At 60.1% G+C, this 25,098-nt stretch carries 21 protein-coding genes; 8 read left to right on the forward strand and 13 right to left on the reverse strand.

Features of this window, described 5'->3' with window-relative positions:
• Positions 1 to 41: 41 nt before the first annotated feature.
• From CAF79_RS28060 to CAF79_RS28100, 8 genes are all read right to left on the reverse strand, one after another.
• A complete protein-coding gene (locus tag CAF79_RS28060; protein WP_085701286.1) occupies positions 42 to 806 on the reverse strand; it encodes an SDR family oxidoreductase in 765 nt (254 codons plus the stop codon).
• A gap of 738 nt (positions 807 to 1,544) precedes the next feature.
• Positions 1,545 to 2,261, reverse strand: coding sequence for an ABC transporter ATP-binding protein (locus CAF79_RS28070; RefSeq protein ID WP_064388664.1), 717 nt, complete (start codon positions 2,259 to 2,261; stop codon positions 1,545 to 1,547).
• Entirely contained in the window at positions 2,258 to 3,130 is an 873-nt protein-coding gene (locus tag CAF79_RS28075; RefSeq protein ID WP_085701287.1) for an ATP-binding cassette domain-containing protein, read from the reverse strand. Before CAF79_RS28075 ends, CAF79_RS28070 begins: the two co-directional genes overlap by 4 nt.
• Complete coding sequence (gene livM / locus CAF79_RS28080) at positions 3,127 to 4,428, reverse strand: high-affinity branched-chain amino acid ABC transporter permease LivM (protein ID WP_085701288.1); 1,302 nt, start codon at positions 4,426 to 4,428, stop codon at positions 3,127 to 3,129. Before livM ends, CAF79_RS28075 begins: the two co-directional genes overlap by 4 nt.
• 3 nt (positions 4,429 to 4,431) lie before the next feature.
• Positions 4,432 to 5,346 carry a branched-chain amino acid ABC transporter permease LivH gene (locus CAF79_RS28085; protein ID WP_085701289.1) on the reverse strand — a complete coding sequence of 305 codons (915 nt, stop codon included), beginning with the start codon at positions 5,344 to 5,346 and terminating at the stop codon, positions 4,432 to 4,434.
• Positions 5,347 to 5,602: 256 nt separating this feature from the next.
• Positions 5,603 to 6,736, reverse strand: coding sequence for an ABC transporter substrate-binding protein (locus CAF79_RS28090; protein ID WP_085701290.1), 1,134 nt, complete (start codon positions 6,734 to 6,736; stop codon positions 5,603 to 5,605).
• 364 nt (positions 6,737 to 7,100) lie between these two features.
• Positions 7,101 to 8,384 (reverse strand): FAD-binding oxidoreductase, encoded by a 1,284-nt coding sequence (locus tag CAF79_RS28095; protein ID WP_085701291.1) that lies wholly within the window; start codon positions 8,382 to 8,384, stop codon positions 7,101 to 7,103.
• A 165-nt stretch (positions 8,385 to 8,549) separates the two neighbouring features.
• Positions 8,550 to 10,040, reverse strand: coding sequence for an aldehyde dehydrogenase family protein (locus CAF79_RS28100; RefSeq protein ID WP_011332204.1), 1,491 nt, complete (start codon positions 10,038 to 10,040; stop codon positions 8,550 to 8,552).
• Between the two features lie 161 nt (positions 10,041 to 10,201).
• Here CAF79_RS28100 and CAF79_RS28105 point away from each other — a divergent pair, with 161 nt between their 5' ends.
• Positions 10,202 to 11,104 (forward strand): LysR family transcriptional regulator, encoded by a 903-nt coding sequence (locus CAF79_RS28105; RefSeq protein WP_085701292.1) that lies wholly within the window; start codon positions 10,202 to 10,204, stop codon positions 11,102 to 11,104.
• A gap of 3 nt (positions 11,105 to 11,107) precedes the next feature.
• Here the strand turns inward: CAF79_RS28105 and CAF79_RS28110 are convergent, their stop codons facing one another.
• Positions 11,108 to 11,917 carry a helix-turn-helix transcriptional regulator gene (locus tag CAF79_RS28110; protein ID WP_085701293.1) on the reverse strand — a complete coding sequence of 270 codons (810 nt, stop codon included), beginning with the start codon at positions 11,915 to 11,917 and terminating at the stop codon, positions 11,108 to 11,110.
• 176 nt (positions 11,918 to 12,093) lie between these two features.
• On the opposite strand from CAF79_RS28110, the gene CAF79_RS28115 reads away from it, so the two are divergent.
• From CAF79_RS28115 to nadE, 5 genes are all read left to right on the forward strand, one after another.
• Complete coding sequence (locus tag CAF79_RS28115) at positions 12,094 to 13,554, forward strand: sodium:alanine symporter family protein (protein ID WP_085701294.1); 1,461 nt, start codon at positions 12,094 to 12,096, stop codon at positions 13,552 to 13,554.
• A gap of 136 nt (positions 13,555 to 13,690) precedes the next feature.
• Positions 13,691 to 13,960, forward strand: a complete 270-nt coding sequence (locus CAF79_RS28120; protein ID WP_085701295.1) for a hypothetical protein — start codon at positions 13,691 to 13,693, stop codon at positions 13,958 to 13,960.
• Complete coding sequence (locus tag CAF79_RS29040) at positions 13,953 to 14,183, forward strand: hypothetical protein (protein WP_139832640.1); 231 nt, start codon at positions 13,953 to 13,955, stop codon at positions 14,181 to 14,183. Before CAF79_RS28120 ends, CAF79_RS29040 begins: the two co-directional genes overlap by 8 nt.
• 79 nt (positions 14,184 to 14,262) lie before the next feature.
• A complete protein-coding gene (pncB, locus tag CAF79_RS28125) occupies positions 14,263 to 15,486 on the forward strand; it encodes a nicotinate phosphoribosyltransferase (protein ID WP_085648080.1) in 1,224 nt (407 codons plus the stop codon).
• A 4-nt stretch (positions 15,487 to 15,490) separates the two neighbouring features.
• Positions 15,491 to 16,318 (forward strand): ammonia-dependent NAD(+) synthetase, encoded by an 828-nt coding sequence (gene nadE / locus CAF79_RS28130; RefSeq protein WP_085701296.1) that lies wholly within the window; start codon positions 15,491 to 15,493, stop codon positions 16,316 to 16,318.
• Positions 16,319 to 16,373: 55 nt separating this feature from the next.
• On the opposite strand, the gene azu is transcribed toward nadE, so the two are convergent.
• Positions 16,374 to 16,820, reverse strand: a complete 447-nt coding sequence (azu, locus tag CAF79_RS28135; protein WP_085701297.1) for an azurin — start codon at positions 16,818 to 16,820, stop codon at positions 16,374 to 16,376.
• Between the two features lie 338 nt (positions 16,821 to 17,158).
• Between azu and CAF79_RS28140 the strand changes: the two genes are divergently transcribed.
• Complete coding sequence (locus CAF79_RS28140) at positions 17,159 to 17,746, forward strand: TIGR00730 family Rossman fold protein (protein WP_085701298.1); 588 nt, start codon at positions 17,159 to 17,161, stop codon at positions 17,744 to 17,746.
• 68 nt (positions 17,747 to 17,814) lie between these two features.
• Positions 17,815 to 17,994: a hypothetical protein gene (locus CAF79_RS28145; RefSeq protein WP_085701299.1), complete on the forward strand. Its 180-nt coding sequence runs from the start codon at positions 17,815 to 17,817 to the stop codon at positions 17,992 to 17,994.
• Positions 17,995 to 18,122: 128 nt separating this feature from the next.
• On the opposite strand, the gene CAF79_RS28150 is transcribed toward CAF79_RS28145, so the two are convergent.
• The 3 genes from CAF79_RS28150 to CAF79_RS28160 form a co-directional block, all read right to left on the reverse strand.
• Positions 18,123 to 19,016, reverse strand: coding sequence for a transglutaminase family protein (locus CAF79_RS28150; protein ID WP_085685125.1), 894 nt, complete (start codon positions 19,014 to 19,016; stop codon positions 18,123 to 18,125).
• A complete protein-coding gene (locus CAF79_RS28155; RefSeq protein ID WP_085701300.1) occupies positions 19,016 to 21,502 on the reverse strand; it encodes a circularly permuted type 2 ATP-grasp protein in 2,487 nt (828 codons plus the stop codon). Before CAF79_RS28155 ends, CAF79_RS28150 begins: the two co-directional genes overlap by 1 nt.
• Positions 21,503 to 21,590: 88 nt before the next feature.
• Positions 21,591 to 24,866 carry a DUF2126 domain-containing protein gene (locus tag CAF79_RS28160; RefSeq protein ID WP_085701301.1) on the reverse strand — a complete coding sequence of 1,092 codons (3,276 nt, stop codon included), beginning with the start codon at positions 24,864 to 24,866 and terminating at the stop codon, positions 21,591 to 21,593.
• Between the last annotated feature and the right edge of the window lie 232 nt (positions 24,867 to 25,098).

The following is a 25,098-nucleotide window of genomic DNA, read 5'->3' on the forward strand; positions in this document are numbered from 1 at the left end:
GATAAATCGCCAGCTGTGCTGGCGACAGGTCGTTATCCGGTTCAAGCCTTGTTGCGCTCGATGGCAAAACCCGCCCAGGTCTGGCTGACCGGCATCAGTTCCAGGCTGTTGATGTTGATGTGCGCCGGAGCATTCAGTACCCAGAAAATCGTCTCGGCGATGTCCTGCGGCTGGATCGGCTCGGCTCCGGCGTAGGTCGCGTCGTAACGCGCCTGATCACCGCCGAAACGCACCAGCGAGAACTCGCTCTCGCACAGGCCCGGCTCGATGTTGCTGACGCGCACGCCAGTGCCCTGCAAGTCGCAACGCAGGTTCAGCGAGAACTGTTTGACGAACGCCTTGGTCGCGCCGTAGACGTGGCTGCCCGGGTACGGATAGTTACCAGCGATAGAGCCGAGGTTGACGATGCCGGCGCCGCGACCGTGAGCGATCAGGCGTGGCAGCAGCAGACGGGTGCTGTACATCAGGCCTTTGACGTTGGTGTCGACCATGGTGTCCCAATCGTCGAGGTCGCACTTCGGTGCCGGGTCCACGCCCAGCGCCAGCCCGGCGTTGTTGATCAGGCCGCGCAGTTTGGCGAACGACGGCGGCAGGTTGGCAATCGCCTCCTCCATCGCCTTGCGATCACGCACGTCCAGCACCAGCCCATGCACTTCGGTCTGCTTCGACAGCTCGGCGCACAGCGCGTTGAGACGTTCTTCACGACGACCGGTCAGCACCAGTTTCCAGCCGGCCTCGGCAAAACGACGGGCACAGGCTTCACCAAAACCGGAGGTCGCGCCGGTGATAAACAGGGTGTTGGACATCGTGTTCTCCTTGCTTCGGCCGCAGGGGCAGCCATTGGAATAGAAATCAGCGGGCAGCATGCCCGGCCCCACTTTAACCGGCAACCACCGAATCCTGCTCATTAACTGATCAACGGCCGCTACGCCAGACGCACCGTGGCCTGTAGCCATGTGCACGCACGTTATCCACAAGCCCTTCCACAGTTTCCGGGGGCAAGTGGGAAAGCGCAAAGCCGCGCCACACAAGGCTTTGCGGGCGATTCAGAAAGTTTTTTGCTTGACCCTGCACAATCAGTTGTGCCGGCAAGAGCATTTCGCACGACCGGCCGGTCATGGCCATGATTGCGCGAGGCCAGCAATTACGGCCCTCAGCCGAGTCTTTCCAGAGTTTAATCACAGACTTATCCACAGGAATGACCACAGCGATCCGCGTCGTTTTTCACCTCGATAAAAAGGTTGACAAACGGGCCTTCCCCTCAGCAAAAACACACTGTTCAAAAAACAAACACACCTCTGCAAGCCACGGTTTTCAAGGCTTTCAGCCAGCTACACCCACGTTATTCACAGCCAGCTCCACAGCAAACGGGGACAAGTCAAAACTGTGGAAAAACAGCCATTTGCAGCGGCTTTATGTCGCGCTTTGGCAGGTTGGCGATTTTGTTTTCCACAATTTCCCGAAAGTCCTGGTGCTCAATGGACGAGCAGACGTAAAAAAGCCCCGACACTCACGCATCGGGGCTTGTGGACAACTCCAAACGGTCAGTGACCGCCGAGGTAAGCGTTACGCACCTCCTCGTTCACCAGCAACTCCTTGCCGGTGCCCGTCAGGCGGATCTCGCCGTTGACCATCACATAGGCCCGGTCGGACAGTTTCAACGCATGGTTGGCGTTCTGCTCGACGAGGAAAATGGTCATGCCGGTTTTCGCCAGCTCCCGCAGGGTGGCGAAAATCTGTTTCACCACGATCGGCGCCAGGCCCAGGCTCGGCTCATCCAGCAGTAACAGCTTGGGCCGGCTCATCAGCGCCCGGGCGATGGCAAGCATCTGCTGCTCGCCGCCGGACATGGTCATCGCGCGCTGATTGCGGCGTTCTTCGAGCCGCGGAAACAGCTCGAACATGCGCTGCATGTCTTCCTTGGCGTACTTGTCGCCGATCGGGATGGTGCCCATCAGCAGGTTTTCCTCGACGGTCATGTCGGGGAACACCCGCCGCCCTTCCGGCGACTGCGCGATGCCGTTGGAGGCGATGTAGTGCGATGACTTGTGGGTAATGTCTACGCCTTGATAGAGGATCTGCCCGCCCGCCGCGCGAGGCTGGCCGAAGATCGACATCAACAGTGTCGACTTCCCCGCACCGTTGGAGCCGATCAGGCTGACGGTTTCGCCTTCGTTGATCTGCAGCGAAACGCCTTTGAGGGCCTGGATCGGGCCGTAGAACACGTCCAGATCCTTGAGTTCGAGGATGGGTTGCGTCATACGACTTCCTCTTCGTCGGCGCCCAGGTAGGCTGCGATCACCTTCGGATCGTTACGAATGGCATCCGGACCGCCCTCGGCGATGACGATGCCGTGGTCCAGCACCACGATGTGATCGGAAATGCTCATTACCATGCCCATGTCGTGTTCGATCAGCACCACGGTCAGATCGTGCTCGTCGCGCAGCAGCCGGATCATCGCGCTCAGCGCTTCGGTTTCCTGAGGGTTGAGGCCGGCGGCCGGTTCGTCGAGGCAGATGATCTGCGGCCGCGTGCACATGGCCCGGGCGATTTCCAGACGGCGTTGCTGGCCGTAGGACAGTTCACCGGCCAGACGGTTGGCGCAGTCCACCAGATCCACCACTTCCAGCCAGTAGAACGCGCAGTCCAGCGCGTCGCTTTCAGCCTTGCGATAGCCTTTGGTGTTGAAGATGCCGGCCAGCATGTTGCGGTTGACCCACATGTGCTGCGCCACCAGCAGGTTTTCCAGCACCGACATTTCCTTGAACAGGCGAATGTTCTGGAACGTCCGGGCCAGGCCCGCGCGGTTCACCAGATGGGTGCCACCGAACATCTTGTAGTACAGACGACTGGCGAAGTTTTTCGGTGAGACGAAGTCGGTCGGCTTGAACGATTCGCCCAGCAGCTGGATGACGTTGGTCTGCCGGCCGCGCACGTTGAGTTCGATCTTGCCGCCGGAGGCCTTGTAGAAGCCGGTCAGGCAGTTGAATACCGTGGTCTTGCCGGCGCCATTGGGGCCGATCAGGGCAAAGATCGAGTTGCGTTTGACCTTCAGGCTGACATCGCTCAAGGCCTTGATGCCACCGAAATGCATCATCAGTTTTTCAACAGAGAGTACGACTTCACTCATGGCGCAGTCCTCTCATAGTGAATGGCACCTTTGCGTGGAGTGACCCCGGTACGGCTGATGCGGATCAGCCCGCGCGGTCGCCAGATCATCATCAACACCATCAGGATCCCGAACAGCAGCACGCGGTATTCGGCGAAGCCGCGCAGCAGTTCCGGGGCGACGGTCAGCACGAACGCTGCGATCACCACACCGATGGTCGAGCCCATGCCGCCGAGCACGACGATGGCGAGGATCAGCGCCGACTCGAAGAAGGTGAACGAGGTCGGGTTGACGAAGCCTTGGTAGGTGGCGAAGAACACACCCGCCAGACCCGCCGTGGATGCACCGATGGCGAACGCCGAGAGCTTGACCAGCACGTGGTTCAAACCCATCGAGCGGCAGGCGATTTCGTCTTCGCGCAGGGCTTCCCAGGCGCGGCCGACCGGCATTTTCACCAGACGATGCTTGATGTAAAGCACGGCCAGCACCACCAGGAACAGCACCGCATAGATGAAGTAATACTTCACGTCCGGGTTGTAGGCGATGCCGAAAAACTCGTGGAACGGCACCCCGCCATCTTTCGCCCGCTTGCCGAACTCCAGACCGAAGAAGGTCGGCAGTGGCGCCGGCATGCCGTTAGGGCCGCCAGTCAGCGATAGCCAGTTGTTGAGTACCAGACGAATGATTTCACCGAAGCCCAGGGTCACGATCGCCAGGTAGTCGCCATGCAGGCGCAGCACCGGGAAACCGAGGATGCAACCGGCGAGTCCGGCAGTGATCGCCGCCAGCGGCAGCACCGTCCAGAAGCCCAGCCCGAGGTACTGATAACCGAGCGCCAGACCGTAGGCGCCGATGGCGTAGAACGCCACGTAACCCAGGTCGAGCAGGCCGGCGAGACCGACCACGATGTTCAGCCCCAGCCCCAGCAGCACGTAGATCAGTCCGAGGATGACCACGCCCAGCAGGTACGAGTTGGAAACGAAAGGCACGATCACGGCGATCACGATCAGCAGCGGGATGATCCAGCGCAGCCTGGATTTGTGATCGGCGGGCAGCACATGCACGCCTGAACCGGAGCTCTCGAATCCTTCGAGGATTTTCAGGCCCCTTGGGGTTTGCAGGAACAGGCTCAGGGCAAACCGGCCGGCCATGACGATGGCAATGATCCACGCCACGCGGGTCGGTTCGAGGTTGAAGCTGTAGCCGTCGAGTACCACGCCGACAATCGGCCCGAACACGATCAGGGCGATCAGACCGGCGAGAATCGCCTCAACCAGGCTCTTTTTCACATCAATGGATTTTGCAGTGGTTGAAGACATCGCTTACACCTTCGACACAAGAGGACGGCCCAGCAGGCCCTGGGGCCGGAAGACCAGAACAAGTACGAGCAGCGAGAAGCTGAACACGTCTTTGTAGTCGGAGTTGACCAGGCCCGAGAACAGCGACTCGGAGATCCCGAGGATGATCCCGCCGAGCATGGCGCCAGGCAGCGAGCCGATCCCGCCGAGCACCGCGGCGGTAAACGCCTTGATGCCGATGACGAAGCCTGCGTAGAAGTCGAACGTGCCGTAGTTCATGGTGATCAGCACGCCGGCCAGGGCCGCCATCGCTGCACCAATGATGAACACATAGGAAATCACCCGGTCGGTGTTGATCCCCAGGATCGATGCCATTTTGCGGTCTTGCTGGGTAGCGCGGCACATGCGGCCGAGCTTGGTGTACTTGATCACGTAGGTCAGCAGCCCCATCCCGACGAACGCCGCGACGAGAATGAAGACTTTGGTGTAGGTCAGCTGGACGAAGCCCGAGCCGACATCGATGCGCCAGGCGCCGGAGAGCAGCGTCGGAACACCCTGTTGGCGGGCGCCCTGGCTGATCTGGGCATAGTTTTGCAGGATCAGGGAGATACCGATGGCACTGATCAGCGGAGCCAGTCGGGTCGAGTTGCGCAGTGGTTTGTAGGCGATGCGTTCGATGACCCAGCCATACACCCCCGTGACGACGATGGTGAAAACCAGTGTGCCGAGCATCAGCAGCGGGAAGGATTCGATACCGAAGTAAGCCAGCAGAGCCAGACTGATTGCCGCGAGGTAAGCGGAAATCATGTAAACCTCGCCATGGGCGAAGTTAATCATGCCGATGATGCCGTAGACCATTGTGTAGCCGATGGCGATCAGGCCATAGACCGACCCGAGGGTCAGGCCGTTGACCAGTTGCTGCAGGAAAATACCATCCATAACGCAATCTCACGCAGTGAGAACCTGCGCACCCGGGGGCGCGCGGTTCTTCTAGGAAAAATACAGATTTACGTCGGAGCAATGTCAGAGCGCAGTCAGCCCGACCACCACAGGATCCTGTGGGAGCGAGCTTGCTCGCGAAAGCGGTTAAACATTCAACAGGGATGTTGCCTGTGATTCCGTCTTCGTCGGAACGCCGCCCGGAGCAAGCTTGCTCCCACATGGGATGAGTGGGATCAACTGATCGCGTCAGCCCTTACTTCTGCTTTTCCAGCTGGTGATATTTGCCGTCCTTGTCCCACTGGTAAACCACGTAGTCGGAGACTTTCAGGTCGCCCTTGGCGTCCCAGGTCTTCTCGCCCATCACGGTCTTGACCGGGTTGGCTTTCAGCCATTTGGCAGCGTCTTCGCCATTGTTGGACTTGGCGCCATTGAAACCGGCGGCCAGTGCCTGGATCGAGGCGTAGGCGTACAGGGTGTAGCCTTCAGGCTCGGTGCCGGCCTTGCGGAATGCGTCTACCACGGTTTTGCTGTCCGGCAGCAGACGCGGGTCGGCGCCGAAGGTCATCAGCACGCCGTCGACGTATTGCGGGCCGCCGGCGGTGGTCACCAGTTCGTCGGTCACGATGCCGTCGTCAGACATGAACTTCACGTCTTTCAGGCCTTCGGTACGCAGTTGCTTGACCAGTGGACCGGCTTCCGGGTGCAGGCCGCCGAAGTAGACAACGTCGGCACCGGCCGCGCGGATCTTGGTGACCACGGCGCTGAAGTCTTTTTCACCACGGGTCAGGCCTTCGTACAGCACCGGCTTCACGCCGCGTTTTTCCAGCTGAGCCTTGGTCGCATCGGCCAGGCCCTGACCATAGGTGTCCTTGTCGTGCAGCACGGCCACTTTCTTGCCCTTGAGCACGTCGACGATGTAATCGCCGGCGACGATGCCTTGCTGGTCGTCACGCCCGCACATGCGGAACATGGCGCTCAGGCCGCGCTCGGTCACCTGCGGGTTGGTGGAGCCCGGGGTGATCGCGATGATGCCGGCTTCGTCGTAGATCTCGGACGCAGGAATGGTGGAGGACGAGCAGAAGTGGCCGACCACACCGGCGACTTTCTGATTGGTGAGGTCCTTGGCGACCGTCACCGCCTGTTTCGGCTCGCAGGCGTCATCGCCCTTGACCAGAACGATTTTCTCCCCGTTGACGCCGCCCGCCGCGTTGACCGCGTCGGCCGCCGCTTGTGCCCCTTTCATGTACTGTTCGCCAAATGCCGCGTTGGCGCCCGTCATCGGACCCGCCACGCCGATTTTCACATCAGCTTGTGCAAACGAAGAAACACCCAGCGCAGTAGCCACTGCGAGGGCCAGAAAGCCTTTCTTGTAAAACGTCTGGGACATGAGGTGGTGCTCCAAGGTTTTTTTTAGTTGGCACTGCGACTTCACTTGAATGCTCAGAGCAAGGGCCGTGCCATCGGTTTTTTATTCTTCAAAAAGTCGCTGCTTTCTTGTTATTTCGACTGTTTCGTTCCCATTTTCATTGGGCGTGCAACCGTCTAAACCGCGGAAGGTGAAACCAATTATTTTTCAAGGCGCAACCCGCACGCGCCATCATTGCAACCGCGGCACCAAACGACGTGCAACCAGCCTGTAACAGCCCGCGTCACCGAACTGCACACTGCTGGTGCGGGACTGCTACAACCCGCACCATTACAGGCTAGTCGCTACATTGAAAAGCGCCGCGTCACGCAACAATTTTCAACACTCAGATGACGATCCGCAGGCACTGGCCCGCGTGATACAGCGAGAATCCGGCCTCGTACAGGCAACTGCGCAAGCCCGCACCCGTCAGGGGTTGCATCGGTGCGAAGGGAATCGGCAATGCCTGAGGATTTCCGTTACACAGGTAGTCGGCGAAGGCTTTGCCGACCACGGTGCCGGTGGTCACGCCACGGCCGTTGTAACCGGTGACGGCCACCAGTCCGGGCGCCGGTTCGAACAGGCGCATCAGGTGATCGGGAGTGAAAGCGATGCGCCCGGTCCAGGTGCATTCCCACTCCACAGGTTTGAGATTGGGGAAGTAATGCTGCTGCACCCGGTCGGCCCAGGCCTTGAGGAACCACGTCGGTTTCTGATTACCGTTGCCGAGACTGCCCAGCAACAGACGCCCGTCCTTGTCACGGCGGATGCTGCTCAACACCTGACGGGTATCCCACGAGCCCTGCCCACCCGGGAGGATTTCCTGAGCGGCATCTTCGGTGAGCGGCACCGAAGCGACCTGATAGTAGTAACCGGGGAAAAAATTGCGTTTGAGTTCGGTCCAGTCGCCTTCGGTGTAGGCATTGGAGGCGATCACCACTTGCTCGGCGAGCACCGAACCCTGTTCGGTCTGCACCGACCATTTCGGCCCCTGGCGCTCAAGACGCGCGACCGGGGAGTGATCGAACATCTGACCGCCAAGGTTGATGACAGCATTGGCCAGCCCCGTGACATAAGCCATCGGATTGAGCGTACCGGCGCGCCGGTCGAGCAGCGCAGCGGCGATCTTTTGCGTACCGGTCGCCTGCTCACACGCCTTGCCGGTCAGCAGTTCGACCGGCGCCCCCCGGCGCTTCCACTGTTCTTCGCGACTGCGCAGATCCGCCTCACCCTTGGCGTTGTGCGCCATGTGCAGGGTGCCTTCGCGGCGCAACTGGCAATCGATGTTGTATTTATCCACAAGGCTGAACACCAGCGCCGGCGCCGCACCCAGCATGCGGTTGAGCTGGCTGCCGACCGCTTCGCCGAAGCCGGCCTCGATCTCGTCCGGCGGGATCCACATCCCGGCGTTGACCAGTCCGACGTTGCGCCCGGAGCCGCCATGCCCGGCGCGATGGGCTTCGAGCACACAGACGCTTTTGCCCTTCTCCAACAGATGCAGCGCCGCCGACAGCCCGGTAAATCCGGCGCCGATCACGCAGACATCAACCTTGACCTCGCCCCTGAGCGCCGTGTTATCCGGACGTTGCGGCGTGAGTTTTTCCCACAGACATTCTTCGCGTAACGGCATTGCCAGACTCCAACAGAAACCTGCCAAACACACCTAAAAGATCGTTCCCACGCTCTGCGTGGTAACGCAGTCAGGGACGCTCTGCGTCCCGAAAGCGAACGCAGAGCGTTCGGTGCAGCATTCCCACGCAGAGCGTGGGAACGATCAATAGCTTTGAGAAAACTGTCAGTCGAACGTAATGCCCTGCGCCAGCGGCAACTCCAGCGAGTAGTTCACGGTATTGGTCTGCCGGCGCATATACGCGCGCCACGCATCCGAGCCCGACTCTCGACCGCCGCCGGTTTCTTTCTCGCCGCCGAACGCGCCGCCGATCTCGGCACCGCTCGGGCCGATATTGACGTTGGCGATGCCGCAGTCACTGCCGACTGCCGACATGAATTTCTCCGCCTCACGCACATCGGTAGTGAAGATGCACGACGACAGGCCTTGAGGCACGGCGTTGTTCAGGCGCAGCGCCTCTTCGAAATCGCTGTAGCCGACCACGTAAAGGATCGGCGCGAAGGTCTCGCTGCACACCACATCGCTCTGCTCCGGCATTTCAACGATGGCCGGCGACACGTAGTAGGCATTCGGGAATTGATCTTCCAGCTGGCGCTTGCCGCCGAACACCCGACCGCCCTCGCTCAGCGCCTGCTCCAGCGCATCCTGCATGTTTTCGAAGCTGTGCTTGTCGATCAGCGGGCCGATCAGGTTGCCTTCCAGCGGATGGCCGATGCGGACTTTGGAGTACGCGGCTTTGAGGCGGGTGACGATCTCTTCTTTAACCGATTCATGGGCGATCAGGCGCCGCAATGTGGTGCACCGCTGGCCGGCAGTGCCGACGGCGCTGAACAGAATGGCGCGCACGGCCATGTCCAGATCGGCGCTCGGGCCGAGAATCATCGCGTTGTTGCCGCCCAATTCGAGAATGCTGCGGGCAAAGCGTGCGGCGACTTTCGGCGCCACCTCGCGGCCCATGCGGGTGCTGCCGGTGGCGCTGATCAGCGCGACACGCGGGTCATCCACCAGCGCTTCGCCGGCATCGCGACCGCCGATGATTACCTGGCTCAAGTGCGCCGGGGCATCGCTGAAATTCTTCAGTACGCGTTCGAACAGCGCCTGACAGGCCAGCGCGGTCAGCGGGGTTTTCTCCGAAGGTTTCCACACCACCGGGTTGCCGCAGACCAGCGCCAGCGTGGTGTTCCACGCCCACACCGCGACCGGGAAGTTGAATGCACTGATCACGCCAACCACGCCCAGCGGATGCCAGGTTTCACGCATGTGGTGGCCCGGGCGCTCGGAGGCGATGGTCAAACCGTACAACTGGCGGGACAGACCGACGGCGAAGTCGCAGATGTCGATCATCTCCTGCACTTCACCGAGGCCTTCCTGGGTGATCTTGCCCGCTTCCCAGGACACCAGTTCGCCGAGCTCGGTCTTGTATTCGCGCAGCACTTCGCCGAACTGACGCACCAGCTCGCCGCGACGCGGGGCTGGCACCTTGCGCCATTGTTCGAACGCATGATCTGCGCGACTGATGTGCTGCTCGACTTCGGCCGGGCCTTCCCAGTTCACGGCGCCGATGCGGCTGCCGTCGATGGGCGAATGCACCGGCACTTTGCCGTTCTGGTACAGGGCCGGGTTCACACCTAGACGATCAAGCAATGCGGCAACCATGGGTCACTCCTCAAGCAAAAAACTGAATGTGTGCGGGCGCGTTTTCACGACCGGGCAGACCTTTAGTTGTAGCGTCAGGAAGGCTGTGCAACAAACGACCTTTACGCGAGATATCATTCCGTTTATTCATGCTGCGCAGAAAGACAAGAAAAGGATCGCCCATGCTGAACAAACGCCACTTGCCGTCGATCACCGCGTTGCAGTGCTTCGAGGCCGTGACCCGGCACCTGAGTTTCACCCGGGCCGCCGAGGAACTGAACCTGACCCAGAGCGCTGTCAGCAAGCAGGTGGCGCAACTCGAAGAATTGCTGCAGCACTTGTTGTTCCGCCGGGTACGCCGCCGTTTGCAGATGACCCCGGCTGGCGATCTGTACCTGGTGGAAGTCAGAAAAATACTGACCCAGGTCGAGATGTCGACCCATTACCTGCGTTCCTACGGCGGCGAGACCGAAGTCCTGCGCGTTTCGACGCCCTCGACCTTCGGCGCACGCTGGCTGGTGCCGCGCCTCAAGGGCTGGCGCCTGCGCCATCCGTCGATTCATCTGGATCTGTGCAACGAACAGGAAGCCGATGATTTGCTGCAAGGGCGCAGCGATCTGGCGTTCTATTTCGGCCAGGGTTCACGCCCCGGCACCGAATGCCTGAAGTTGTTCGGCGAAGAGTTGGTGCCGGTCTGCGCGCCCGGCAGCCTGCCGGACACGCCGTTGACTGATCCAACGCAACTCACCGATATGGTCCTGCTGCAGAATGCTTCGCGCCCGCAAGCGTGGCACGACTGGTTCGACAGCCAGGGCTACCAGACCGAGCACAGCTACCACGGCCCGCGCTTCGAAACCTTTTATATGTGCATCCGCGCCGCTCAGGTCGGCTGCGGCGTCGCCCTGCTGCCGAGGTTTCTGGTGGAAGAGGAATTGGCCGACGGCAAACTGATCATTCCCTGGCAGCATGCAATGCCCAGCAGCGATGCGTATTACCTGGCCTACCCGGAACACGCGGCGGAAGTGCCCAAGGTACGGGATTTCGTGAAGTGGATGCTGGAGCAGATCGACAGTCCTATTAGCTAAAGGTCAGGCAATAACAAACAACCCATCCACGACTTTGGTTTGAGTGAGTCGCGCACGCAGGTCGTCATCGATAACCGGATCATCAACGTCATAAAGACGTACTCGGCGATAGGCATCGATCCGATTGATTTCCTGGCCCAGATATTCCCAAACGACTCGCGAACAAGCCGGAGCACGATTATCCGCAGCGGACACGCCCATTTTCAGACCGTTAAGCCGAGTGATGCAGCTCTTGAAGCTTGGTATGAGAATGGTCTGGCTGATCTCGTTCGAGGTCAGTGACTCGTAGTCGATAAGGAACAGGCGATCTCTGAGGTAGTAAGCGAACCCGATGTATCGATACCTTTCAAACTCACCTTCGGCACCCGCAATCTGTAAGCACTCGTTTCGCTCATAGACGATGTCTGATCCCTCTTCACGGACGTGCACCAGCGAGCACAGGATCGAGCCAGGCTCCGTCATAGCGTGGTAGTACTCATAGTAGTAACCAGTATGCGCCTTGAGTTCCGGCGAGGAGTGTTGACGCAGGTGTCCAAGCATTCTCTGCGAAGCAGTTTGTTCTTCGACCGTACCGGGCTTCCTCGATCTCATGCCGATCAGTGTGATGAATTGCTCTGTCGGAAGCGCTATTTCAAACGCCTCGACCCCGAAAAAGTCGCAGATTCTTTTCAAGTTGAAAGCTGTAGGCACACTATTCCCACATAGATACTTATTAAATTGCCCACGGTTAATTCGAATCTTCCTACAGACTTCCGCGACAGATCTGTAGTGACTGCACAAAAGCCTTAAGTTAGCTGGAAGAAACTCCCACATAAATATTCCTGAAACGATTTTAGAAGACACAAACATAGCAGCAACCCGCATCACTTTTAAGCAACTTGCGAAATTGCGCCCAACGAAATATGGCCGGATATTACGAGCCCTGAAAGGTTTCAGGAATTGACCAGCCAATAAAAAACGCCAGCACTTTCAATAGCAAGGAGCTTTGAATGCTAGACATCATCAACGACTTTCTTTCGGGAAAGGTTTTGATCCCTGTAGTCCTTGGACTGGGTAGCTATTTCACCATCCGATCAAGGTTTGTCCAGTTCAGATATTTCCTGCACATGTTTACCGTTTTACCGGGCAGTTGGCGCAGCGGCAGTCGCCAACTGAGTTCGCTTCAGGCATTGACCCTCAGCCTCGCCGGGCGGGTGGGCACGGGCAACATCGTCGGGGTAGGGATTGCTGTGAGCATGGGAGGCCCCGGTGCCGTGTTCTGGATGTGGATGACAGCGTTGCTCGGCATGTCGAGCAGCTTCTTCGAATGCACACTGGGCCAGCTCTACAAACGTAGCGATGGGAATGGCCTGTTTCGAGGCGGGCCCTCCTGGTACATCGAGCACGGACTGGGCAAACGCTGGCTCGGATCAATTGCAGCACTTCTGCTGCTGGTGACGTTTGGATTTGCAATCAATGGTCTCGAATCACATGCGGTCTCACATTCGCTGAAAGACGCTTTTGGTCTGGCGCCGATAGGGTCAGGGCTCATATTGGCGCTACTGCTCGGGGTAGTTTTCATGGGCGGGATAAAACGAATAGCTGCCGTAGCCGACCTGTTGGTGCCGCTGAAGGTTCTCGCTTACATCGGCGTTACGAGCTATGTGATCGTGCTGCAGTTCGATCAGGTTGCGCCAATGCTGATGACCATCATCCGCAGTGCATTCGGTCTGGATCAGGCCTTTGGTGGATTGGTCGGCAGCGCAATAGTCATGGGGGTGAGACGCGGTGTGTTTTCCAATGAAGCGGGACTGGGCAGCGCTCCCAATGTTGCTGCCGTGGCGAAAACCGACCATCCGGTGGCACAGGGCGTCGTGCAGGCATTCAGCGTATTCATCGACACGTTCGTGATTTGTACGTGCACGGCATTACTCATTTTGCTTTCGGGTTTCTACTCGCCGGGATTTGAGGGCGACGGCGTTGCGCTGGCGCAAAACTCGTTGGCGGCCATGGTCGGTGAATGGGGGCGAATGTTCATCAGTGTGGTGCTGGCGCTGTTCGTCTTCACGGCGATGCTCTACAACTACTACCTCGGGGAAAACAGCCTTCGGTTCATGTTTGGCGAACCCCGAAAAACGCTGTTCTTCTACCGATCGCTGGTATTGGTTTTGGTGTTATGGGGGGCGGTAGAGGATCTTTCGACCGTGCTTGCTTTCGCCGACATCACCATGACGTTGCTGGCGCTGGTCAACCTTGTATCCATGGCACTGCTGTTTAAAGTCTGCCTGCGGATCTTGCGAGATTACGACGAGCAGCGTCGTATCGGAATCAAGACGCCCCTTTTCGACTCCAGCAAGTTTCTTGATCTTGATCTCGACCCATTGGCCTGGCCGCCGCAACCAAGGGAAGTACAAACAATAAATCGCAGTTCGTCATCGGTAACCAACGAAGCAACTACACGATCAGCTTGAAAAATCAGGCCGAGTGCTGAGCCATTTGCCCCGCAATGGCTCAGCTAACCAATACACAAGTACTTCACCGAATCGAATTAAAGAACAAACAGCTCTTCTGCTCATTAAGCCGAAAACAATTATCAGGACGCGCCCGATGAATCGTTATTCCCCACTTAAATCCAACTCGACCAACAGCCCGACCTATTTAATAGATACACACGCCGCGCCCAGCGAACTATTCGAAGATGCCTGTTTCAGAATCCGCGCGGCTGTCGGCCTTCTAGAGACTCTGACATCCGTAACCATCAAGGACATCAATGACTCAGATCTTTACCGACTGCTACTCCCTGTTTATGTATTGCTTCAGGATGGTGTTGACACACTCGATCAGCTTTCCTTCAAGGGGGGCTTCGCCAATGCCTGAAGCAGCCACTTATGCAATGCTCAGGGCAGCAATGATCAAAGCGGTTGAAACAAATCTCATCCCTAGGCATTCGCTTCTCGAAGAGCACATAAAAAGCTGGGAGCGCCTTGAGCGGGTCATTCAAGCGGCGCTCGATGTGTATCCCGAACAAAAAACTGCTTCAGGACAAAAAAAGCAAAAGCCTTCAAAGACGAAAGCAGGCCACCGAGCAAAAAATCGCTAGCAATCTTCATTCAGGATATGCGCCACTAGCGCCATTGATTGATACCGCGCCAATGCGCGGCCCGCCTGGAGACCCCGTTATGAGCGAGAGTGTGTTTGCCGATCGCATCGTGCAGAACCTGCTCGACACCGACTTCTACAAACTGACGATGATGCAGGCGGTGCTGCACAACTACCCCAACGTCGAAGTCGAATGGGAGTTTCGTTGCCGTAACAGTGAGGATCTGCGTCCGTATCTGGCGGAGATCCGCTTTCAGGTCGAGCGCCTGGCCGAGTTGAGTCTGAGCGCCGATCAGTTGAGCTTTCTCGAGCGCATCTCGTTCCTCAAGCCGGATTTCCTGCGTTTCCTCGGTCTGTTCCGTTTCAACCTGCGCTACCTGCACACCGGCATCGAGAACGGCGAGCTGTTCATCCGCCTGCGCGGGCCGTGGTTGCATGTGATTCTGTTTGAAGTGCCGCTGCTGGCGATCGTCAGTGAAGTGCGCAACCGCTATCGCTACCGCGAAACGCTGCTGGAACAGGCCCGCGAACAGCTTTACCGCAAGTTCGACTGGCTGACCGCCAACGCCTCGGCCGAAGAGCTGTCGCAGTTGCAGGTCGCCGATTTCGGCACCCGCCGACGGTTTTCCTACCGGGTGCAGGAAGAAGTGGTGAACGTGCTCAAGCACGATTTCCCCGGGCGTTTTGTCGGCACCAGCAACGTACACCTGTCCCGTGAACTGGACATGAAACCACTGGGCACCATGGCCCACGAGTGGATCATGGCGCACCAGCAACTCGGTCCACGGCTGATCGACAGCCAGATCGCCGCCCTCGATTGTTGGGTCCGCGAGTACCGCGGCCTGCTGGGAATCGCCCTGACCGACTGCATCACCACCGATGCCTTCCTCGGCGACTTCGATCTGTTCTTCGCCAAGCTGTTCGACGGCTTGCGCCACGATTCCGGGGATCCGGTGCTGTGGGGCGAAAAATGCATCGCCCACTATCACAAGCTCGGCATCGATCCGATGAGCAAGACTCTGGTGTTCTCCGACAGCCTGACGCTGCCCAAGTCGCTGGAGATCTTCCGGGCGTTGCGGGGGCGGATCAATGTCAGCTTCGGCATCGGCACCAACCTGACCTGTGACATTCCGGGTGTCGAACCGATGAGCATCGTGCTTAAAATGACCGCCTGCAACGGCCAACCGGTGGCGAAGATCTCCGACGAGCCGGGCAAGACCCACTGCAAAGACCCGAATTTCGTCGCCTATTTGCGACACGTTTTCCAGGTTCCTGCCGTTTCCAGCCTTTCTAGCAAGGAGTGAATTCATGCAAGCCGTACAGCGTGAGATTGCTGAACAGCTCAACGTTCAGCCGCCGTTCGCCGATTACCAGGCCCTCGAAGCGGAAGTCGCCCGACGTATCACCTTCATCCAGGATTGCCTGACCAATTCCGGGCTCAAGACCCTGGTGCTGGGCATCAGCGGCGGTGTCGACTCGCTGACCGCAGGCCTGCTGGCCCAGCGCGCCGTACGTGAACTGCGCGAGCGCACCGGTGACGAGGCCTACAAGTTCATCGCCGTGCGCCTGCCGTACGACGTGCAGTTCGATGAGCACGATGCCCAGGCTTCGGTGGACTTCATCGCCCCGGACGAGCGCCACACCGTCAACATCGGCCCGGCAGTGAAATCCCTGGCCAGCGAAGTCGCAGCGTTCGAAGGCAAGCACGCGGTGTCGGTGGATTTCGTGCTCGGCAACACCAAAGCGCGGATGCGCATGGTCGCCCAGTACACGATCGCCGGCGCGGCCCATGGTCTGGTGATCGGCACCGACCACGCGGCGGAAGCGGTAATGGGTTTCTTCACCAAGTTCGGTGACGGCGCCTGCGATCTCGCACCGCTGAGCGGTCTGGTGAAAAACCAGGTCCGGGCCATCGCCCGCAGCTTCGGGGCACCGGAATCGCTGGTGGAAAAAGTGCCGACGGCGGATCTGGAAGACCTGTCGCCGGGCAAACCGGACGAAGCGTCCCACGGCGTGACCTACGCCGAGATCGACGCTTTCCTGCACGGCGAGCCGGTGCGTCAGGAGGCGTTCGACATCATCGTCAACACCTACAAAAAGACTCATCACAAGCGCGTCATGCCGTTTGCGCCTTGAATTCCGGGCATAAAAAAAGCGTCCCTCGGGACGCTTTTTTTTGACCTTGTGTTGCTTACTTCAGGGTCACGGTGCCTTTCATCATCGAGATGTGGCCCGGGAACGAGCAGAAGAAGCCGTACTTTTCGTCAGCCTTCAACTTGGATACGTCGATGGTCAGCGAGTCGGTTTCCTTGGCGCCGATGATTTTGGTGTGAGCGATGACGCGCTCGTCGCCGTCCTTCAGGTAGTTCTTGTCGATGCCGGCGGCCAGGCCGTCGGTGGCGATCGGCTGCATGTCGGCTTCTTTGCTGATCACCAGGTTATGGCCCATGACGTTCTTCGGCAGGCTGCCGGAGTGGGTCAGTTCGACGGTGAAGGTCTTGCAGCTCTTGTCGATCACGATCTCCTTGGTGTTGAAGGACATCTGGTCGGTGGAGTCAACGGTAGTTTTGCACTCGGCAGCCATCAATTGGCTGCTGGCCAGCGCCAGCAGGGATACCGCAACAACTTTGGAAAACATGGTGAATCTCCAAGGCAGGGTTAACAAAACACGAATGGTTGGAAGACTGCCTGAAATCTTCGCAAGTTCCTATGACTTGAGTCAAAAATTGTATACAACTTTCAGGCTATGACACTCATCGAAACAATCTAACAGCCAGACGTTTGGGCGGGACGTATCTTCAGGGCTCAACTCAACCGGAGCATCCGTCATGTCCTTCAACAGCCTGTTGTGCAGTCTGCTCGCCGCCTACGCCTGTGGTGCCAGCGGTACTTATGAAACCCCGAAACACGAAGTCTAGCCCTTGGATCAGGGCGTGCCAGCCATTACCCTGTGACCGATTGACCCAGGAGGAAGGCATGTCTCTCACATCCGTTTGTGTATTTTGCGGTGCCAACGCCGGCACCACCCCGGCGTACACCGAAGCCGCCATTGCCCTCGGCAAGGCTATCGCCGAACGTAAGCTGACCCTGGTCTATGGCGGTGGCGCCGTCGGCCTGATGGGGATTGTCGCCGATGCCGCGCTGGCGGCCGGTGGCGAAGTGATCGGCATCATCCCGCAGAGCCTGATGGACAAGGAAATCGGTCACAAAAGCCTGACACGTCTGGAAGTAGTCGACGGCATGCACGCGCGCAAGGCGCGGATGGCCGAACTCAGCGATGCGTTCATCGCCCTTCCCGGCGGCCTCGGCACCCTGGAAGAGCTGTTCGAAGTCTGGACCTGGGGCCAGCTCGGCTACCACGGCAAGCCGCTCGGCCTGCTGGAAGTGAACGGTTTCTACAGCAAACTCACTGCATTTCTCGATCACATCGTCGGCGAAGGCTTCGTTCGCGCACCACACCGTGACATGCTGCAAGTGAGTGAATCGCCTCAAACGCTGCTCGAAGCCCTCGATAACTGGAAGCCCACCGTCACGCCCAAATGGGTCGACCAGAAACCCGGTTAACCGCCGGGCACCGATACAGGGCAGAATACGCGCCGCTCAACCTCACCTTCGACCCCAGAGGATCGCCCATGGCCAAACCCAATTACTCCTTCGCCAAACGTCAACGTGACCTGGCCAAGGAACAGAAGAAAGAGGAAAAGCTTCAGCGCAAGAAACAGATGGCTGAAGAAGCGGCACTGAACCCTGACGGTGAAGTGGCGACCGATGATGATGTTGAGGCACCGAAAGACCAGGCACCCGAGGCCTGAGCAATATCGCAGGACCACTGAACGCAATTCCTGTGGGAGCGGGCTTGCTTGCGAAAGCGCCGTGACATTCACGATGGATGTGACTGACATATTGCTTTCGCGAGCAAGCCCGCTCCCACATTTGATCTTCACTCCTCCAGAGGCATCACGGTGACGCGGACTTCCGGGTCGTGATTGCCACCGCCCAATATCACCCCGCGCAACGGCGACACATCGGAGAAATCCCGCCCCCAGGCCAAGGTGATGTGCTCCAGCGCCGGCTGCACATTGTTCGTCGGGTCGAAATCCACCCAGCCCAGCACCGGGCAAAACACTGAAACCCAGGCATGGGACGCATCGGCACCGATCAACCGTGGCTGCCCCGGTGGCGGTTGAGTCAGCAGATAGCCGCTGACGTAACGCGCCGCCAACCCGCGTGATCGCACGCAGGCGAGCATCAAGTGCGCGAAGTCCTGACAGACCCCGCGCCGGCGCTCCAGCACTTCAACGAGTGGCGTCGCGACTTGCGTGGCTTCGGCGTCGAAGGTGAATTCGCTGAAGATCTTCTGCATCAGAGCCTGCACACCCAGCATCAATGGTCTGCCGGCCGGGAAACAGCTCTCCGAGAACTCGACGAAACTGCGCTTCAGGTGCACGTAGGGCGACTGGAATCGATAGCGGCAGGCTTCCAGCAACGAAGCAGACAGCGGCTGGCTGCTGTAGGTCAGCGCGTTACGCGTCAATTCCCAGGCCGGCGACTGATGGAAATCCACCACGGGCCGTGCCAGCACCTCGACCGTCAGCCGTGCATTGACCTGCAACTCATCATGTGGCCGTTCGAAGGCCAGGCGGGTCAGCGGATTGCCGAACACATCCTGCTCGTCACGGCGGGTGGTCGGCTCCGGACTGATCAGTAATTGCTGTTCGGTGCAGCGCTGCCACTCGCATTCGCGCGGCCACAGGTGCGCCAGTTGCTGAGCCAGGGACACCGGGCTGTCATAGCGATAGCAGGTGTCGTGAAAGATCTGGTAATGGGCGCTCATCAGACGGACACCGTGCGCTGGCTGACATCATCGACATGGGCGAAATGGCGCAGCGCCAGACGATCCGACACCTGACTGCTGGCGTCGGCGATCTCCTGCAACAGATCCGCCAGACCATCGAGGGCCGCGCGCACGCTGGATTCGCCGAACAGCGGATTCTCCAGACAGCACAGGTCGAAACGCGCCAGACGCTCGACCAGCGGCGGCAATCCAGCCTCCCTCGGCACACCGAAATCATCGTTCAGACGCTTGAGGGTGCGGGTCACCAGCTTCAACTGGAACAACACCGCATGGGGGTTCTGCTCATCCAGCAGCAACAGGTCGAGCACCGGAATCAATTGCGCCACCGCCAGATAGCGCGAGCGATAGGTGATGCTGCTATTCCCCAACTCCAGCAACCACTCAAGCCCGGCCTGATCGAACGCCCCGGCGCCACGCAGGAATCCCGCGAGGCTGCTGCTGAGAAACTGCAGGCGCTCGATCCGCCGGCCGATCATCAGGAAACGCCAGCCTTCGTCGCGGGTCATGTCATCGAGAGCAAACCCGGACAGCGCCGCCAGCGACATCACCAATCGGTTGAGAAAATCCAGCAGTTCGCCAAAATCCGGTTCGTCGGTGTCCAGCTCCGAAGCCTCGCGTTGCAGCTCCACCAGCGCCTGCCAGTTTTCACGGGACAGCTTGCCGCGCACCTGGGATGCAGCCCACTGCAAGCGTTGCAGGTTGGAGCGCAGGCTGAACGACCAGTCCTCGCCGAGCAGTGCCGCGAGCAGGCGCTCCGGCAGCTTGCCTTCGTCCGGCAGCAGCATCAGTCGCTCGCCGAGCTCCACGGCAGCCTGCAGGGCCTGCGGGTCATCGCCGTCGACGTAGCGCGCCAGCATGATCCGCAGCAGCCGCGCACTGTCGTCGCAACGCTCGCAGTAACGGCCGAACCAGAACAGGTTCTCCACCACCCGCGACGGCAGATACGGATCGCGGCGCACCAGATCAGGCACGCCGATGTTGCGCTGGGCTTTCCACTGCTCGCCGCTTGGCGGCCGGTCCCCCAGCACCCAGGTGTCCTTGCTCGCGCCGCCGCGCTGCATCGATACCACTTCGGCATCGGCTTCGGCCGCGACCCGGGTCAGCCCACCAGGCAGCACCCGATAACCGTCGTGACTGGCCACGGCGTACATGCGCATGCCGATTGCCCGGGGTTGCAGTTGCCCGTCCTCGGGCTGCCAGATCGGTGCCTGGGACAACTGGGCGAGTTCTTGCGCAACGTACGCATAAGGACGGGCCTGCATGCGCGCGGCGAGACTTTCACGCTGTTTTTCGCTCAGATCCCGGGCAAAAACCGGAGCGAAGCTTTGCGACGGAAACGCCGGTTTGATCAACAGCTCCGGCAGTTTCTCCAGCGCCTGGGCCAACACCGGCACCTCACCGCACCACCACGTGGCAATGGACGGCAGGATCAGCTCTTCGCCGAACAGGTACTGATTGATCTTCGGCAGGAAACCCAGCAGCCCCGGCGACTCCAGCACCCCGCTGCCCAGCGCATTGGCCACCAGCACTCGGCCCTGACGCACCGCCTCCAGCAATCCCGGAACGCCGAGCGCCGAATCCGTGCGCAACTCCAGCGGATCGCAAAAGTCATCGTCGAGCCGGCGCATGATCGCGTGTACCCGGCGCAGGCCACTGAGGGTTTTCAGGTAGACCGTGGCATCGCGCACCGTCAGGTCACCGCCCTCCACCAGCGGATAACCGAGCTGGCGCGCCAGATAAAGATGTTCGAAATAGCTCTCGTTGAAACGCCCCGGGGTCAGCAACACCACCAGCGGTGCGTCATCGTCGCAAGGCGCCTGACGGGCCAGGGTTTCCTGCAAGGTGCGGAAGAATCCGGCCAGATGCTGCACCTTCATATCCCGGTACATCTCGGGGAAGGCACGGGACACGATGGTGCGGTTTTCCAGCGCGTAACCGGCACCCGATGGCGCCTGAGTACGATCCGCCGTCACCCACCAGCGCCCGTCCGGCGTGCGCGCCAGATCCACGGCATACAGGTGCAGAAAGGCCCCCTCCGGCGGCGCAATGCCCTGACAGGGCCAGAGGAAGTTGTTGTGACCGAACACCAGCTCCGCCGGCAGCAAGCCTTCGCGAATCAACTGTTGCGGGCCATACAGGTCCGCCAGCACCGCATTGAGCAGCCGCGCGCGCTGGGCGATTCCGGCAGACAGCTGTTGCCACTCATCGGCGGCGATCACATGGGGCAGCAGGTCCAGCTCCCAAGGACGATCCGCACCCTTGGGGTCGGCATAGACGTTGTAGGTGACGCCGTTTTCCTGAATCTGCCGGGTCAGCAACGCCTGGCGCTGCGCCAGTTGCGCCGGGGTGCTGCGCTGCAATTGGTCGACCAGTCGCCGCCAGTGCGGGCGCACCGCTCCGCTGTCGTCGAGCAGTTCGTGATAGGTGCCCGCCGTAAGCGGGTAGCGGTCAAGCAGGTCAGGCATGGAAAGCTCGGCAGCCGGCAAGGTTCGGTCAGACTAACGCAGGCACATGACGCCCGGATATACGAAAAATCCGGGGGTCGTGTACGAATCAAAAGCGTCGTAAATCGAGTGTCATCGGAAACTCGTCGGAGATAGTCAGATTCGGTATAGGGAGTTTCCCCGGCGTATGTCCGATGCGGAAGAAACGTGCCATGCGCCGGCTCTCCGCTTCGTTGGCGTTGACCGGCAGCGTTTCGTAATTGCGCCCGCCCGGATGCGCGACGTGGTACTGGCAACCGCCCAGCGAGCGCTGCATCCAGGTATCAAGCAAGTCGAACACCAGCGGCGCATGCACCGGGATCGTCGGTTGCAGGCAGTTGGCCGGTTGCCATGCGCGAAAACGCACACCGGCAACAAACTCGCCCACCCGGCCGGTCGATTGCAGCGGCACCGGGATGCCATTGCAGGTCAGCAGATAACGCTGCGGCGGCAGCCCCGAAAGCTTGACCTGCAAGCGTTCCAGCGATGAATCGACATAGCGCACCGTACCGCCCGCCGCGCCCTCCTCGCCCAGCACATGCCAGGGTTCAAGGGCCTGACGCAATTCCAGTTCGATACCGTTGACGGTGTAGTCGCCGACCTTGGGAAAGCGGAACTCCAGATGCGCCGCAAACCATTCGGCGCGCAAGGGGTAACCGGCATTGTTGAGTTCGACGATGACGTCGGCGAAGTCCTGCTCGATGAAGTGCGGCAAGAGGAAGCGGTCGTGCAGTTCCGTACCCCAACGCACCAGCTTCGGCGGCGCATAAGGCTCGCGCCAGAACCGCGCCACCAGCGCCCGCAACAACAGCTGTTGCGCCAGACTCATGCGCGCATGGGGCGGCATCTCGAACGCGCGCAACTCCAGCAGACCGAGGCGCCCGGTGGCGCCATCCGGTGAATACAGCTTGTCGATGCAGAACTCGGCGCGGTGGGTGTTGCCGGTGACGTCAATCAGCAAGTTGCGCAGCAAGCGATCGACCAGCCACGGCGGGCAGTCTTCTCCCGGCGCCGGCATCTGCGCGAAAGCGATTTCCAGCTCATATAGCGCATCGTTGCGCGCTTCATCGACTCGCGGCGCCTGAGAGGTCGGGCCGATGAACAGTCCGGAAAACAGGTAGGACAGCGAAGGATGGTTGTGCCAGTAGCTGATCAGGCTGCGCAGCAGATCCGGACGGCGCAGAAACGGTGAATCGCCCGGAGTCGCGCCACCAAGCACGAAATGGTTGCCGCCGCCGGTTCCGGTATGTCGTCCGTCGACCATGAATTTCTCGGTGGACAGTCGGGTCTGGCGCGCTTCTTCGTACAGAAACTCGGTGCGCTCGACCAACTCATCCCAGGTCGCCGACGGCTGTACGTTGACCTCAATCACGCCGGGATCCGGCGTAATGCGGAAGTTGCTCAGACGCGGATCGCTCGGCGGCTCATAACCCTCCAGCAATACCGGGCAATGCAGTTCCTCGGCAGTGGCTTCGATGGCAGCCACCAGTTCCAGATAATCCTCGACCCGCTCCAGCGGTGGCATGAACAGGTACAACCGGCCTTCCCGGGCCTCGGCGCAGAATGCCGTGCGGGTCAGCCAGTCGGCGGATTCGTCAATCTTCGGCACACGCTCGTCCACCGCAGCCGGCTCACGGTGATCATTGAGCTGCGATGTTTCGGGCAGTTCGGGAAAGTCCTGATTCGGGTCATTCGGATGAATGAACGGATACTCCGCCGCCTTCACCCAGGGCTGCGAGCCCAACGGCAGGCGATACCCGAGCGGTGAATCCCCCGGCACCAGCCGACAATGTTCATCGCGCAGATACCAGCGCCCGCTCTGCCATTGATCGCCCTTGGCGGTGCGCGCCAGCGGCAGTACCTGGCCGATGACCTTGTCCAGTCCCTGACTGAACACCTTGCGCAGTCGCGCACGTTCCAGAGGTTCCTCCAGACGCGAGTCTTCGGCGCTGACGTTGCTCGGCAAGGCGCCCTCGCACCAGAGGTAATAAAAATTGTCTTCGTAGGCCGGAAAAACGAAGCGTGTCGGCAATTTCAGGCGTTCGGCGACGCTTGCCAGAAAACGCCCGGCCAGTGCGCCATCGGCGCCGTAGTCCTGCTGCTCATCGGCGATCAGCGCGTTGTTGTGCCAGATCGGCACGCCGTCGCGACGCCAGTAGCAATTCAGCGACCAGCGCGGCAGTTGCTCGCCCGGATACCACTTGCCCTGGCCGAAATGCACCAGCCCTTTGGGTGCGTAGTGCTTGCGCATGCGCTGGAACAGTTCGGCGGAGAGCCGGCGCTTGTCCGGGCCCAGCGCGGCGGTGTTCCATTCGGCGCCGTCGGGGTCGTCGATGGATACGAAGGTCGGTTCGCCCCCCATGGTCAGGCGTACATCACCTTCCAGCAGGTCGGCATCGATCTGCCGACCCAGCGCCTGGATCGCCAGCCATTGCTCATCGGTGTAGGGCTTGGTGACGCGTGGGGCTTCCCAGATCCGTTCCACCGACATGTCGTGGCTGAACTCGCATTCGCAAGGCTCCACCATTCCACTGATCGGCGCCGCCGAGGACGGATCGGGACTGCAGGCCAGCGGAATATGCCCTTCCCCGGCGAACAGTCCGGAGGTCGCATCAAGACCGATCCAGCCGGCGCCGGGCAGGTACACCTCGCACCAGGCGTGCAGGTCGGTGAAGTCCACTTCGGTGCCGGACGGGCCGTCGAGGCTTTTCACGTCGGCCGTCAGTTGGATCAGGTAACCGGAGACGAAACGTGCCGCCAGTCCGAGATTGCGCAGCAGTTGCACCAGCAGCCATGCGGAGTCGCGACAAGAGCCGGAGGCGTGTTCAAGCGTGTGCTCCGGGGTCTGAACGCCCGGCTCCATGCGAATCAGGTAATTGATGTCTTCGCTCAGACGCTGGTTGAGCGCCACCAGGAAATCCACGGCCGGCAGCGGCGTACGGTCGATGGCGTCCAGGTACGCCTTGAACTTCGGCGTCAGCGGCAGGGTTTCGAGGTACGGCGCCAGTTCCTTGCGTTCATCGGCGGCGTAGGCGAAGGGGATTTTCTCGGCGTAGGGCTCGAGGAAAAAGTCGAACGGATTGAACACCGCCATCTCGGCCAGCAGATCGACCTCGATCCGCAGTTCGGCGGTTTTCTCGGGAAACACCAGGCGTGCGAGGTAGTTGCCCTGAGGGTCCTGCTGCCAGTTGATGAAGTGCTGCTCGGGCGAGACCTTCAGTGAATAAGACAGAATCCGCGTGCGGCTGTGGGCAGCCGGGCGCAAACGCACGATCTGCGGGCCGAGTTCAACAGCGCGGTCGTAGCGGTAATGCGTGACGTGATGCAATGCGACATGAATCGACACGGCGTGCCTCCTGCGAGCCCAAGCGTATTCGAAAGCGCGCAAGACTTATGCCATGCAGAGGCTTGGGCGCTTTCCCGGAATGCTCAGGGCAGTACAGCACCAAAATCGGGCGATGCGGTGAAATGGTTTGGCACAGTTGCACGCAAATGTTGCGAAAGCGGCTTGGTACTTGATCGTTCCCACGCTCCCGCGTGGGAATGCAGCCCGTGACGCTCTGCGTCACTGGACGCGG

The organism is Pseudomonas sp. B26(2017) (assembly GCF_002113045.1).
Taxonomy (GTDB): Bacteria; Pseudomonadota; Gammaproteobacteria; order Pseudomonadales; family Pseudomonadaceae; genus Aquipseudomonas.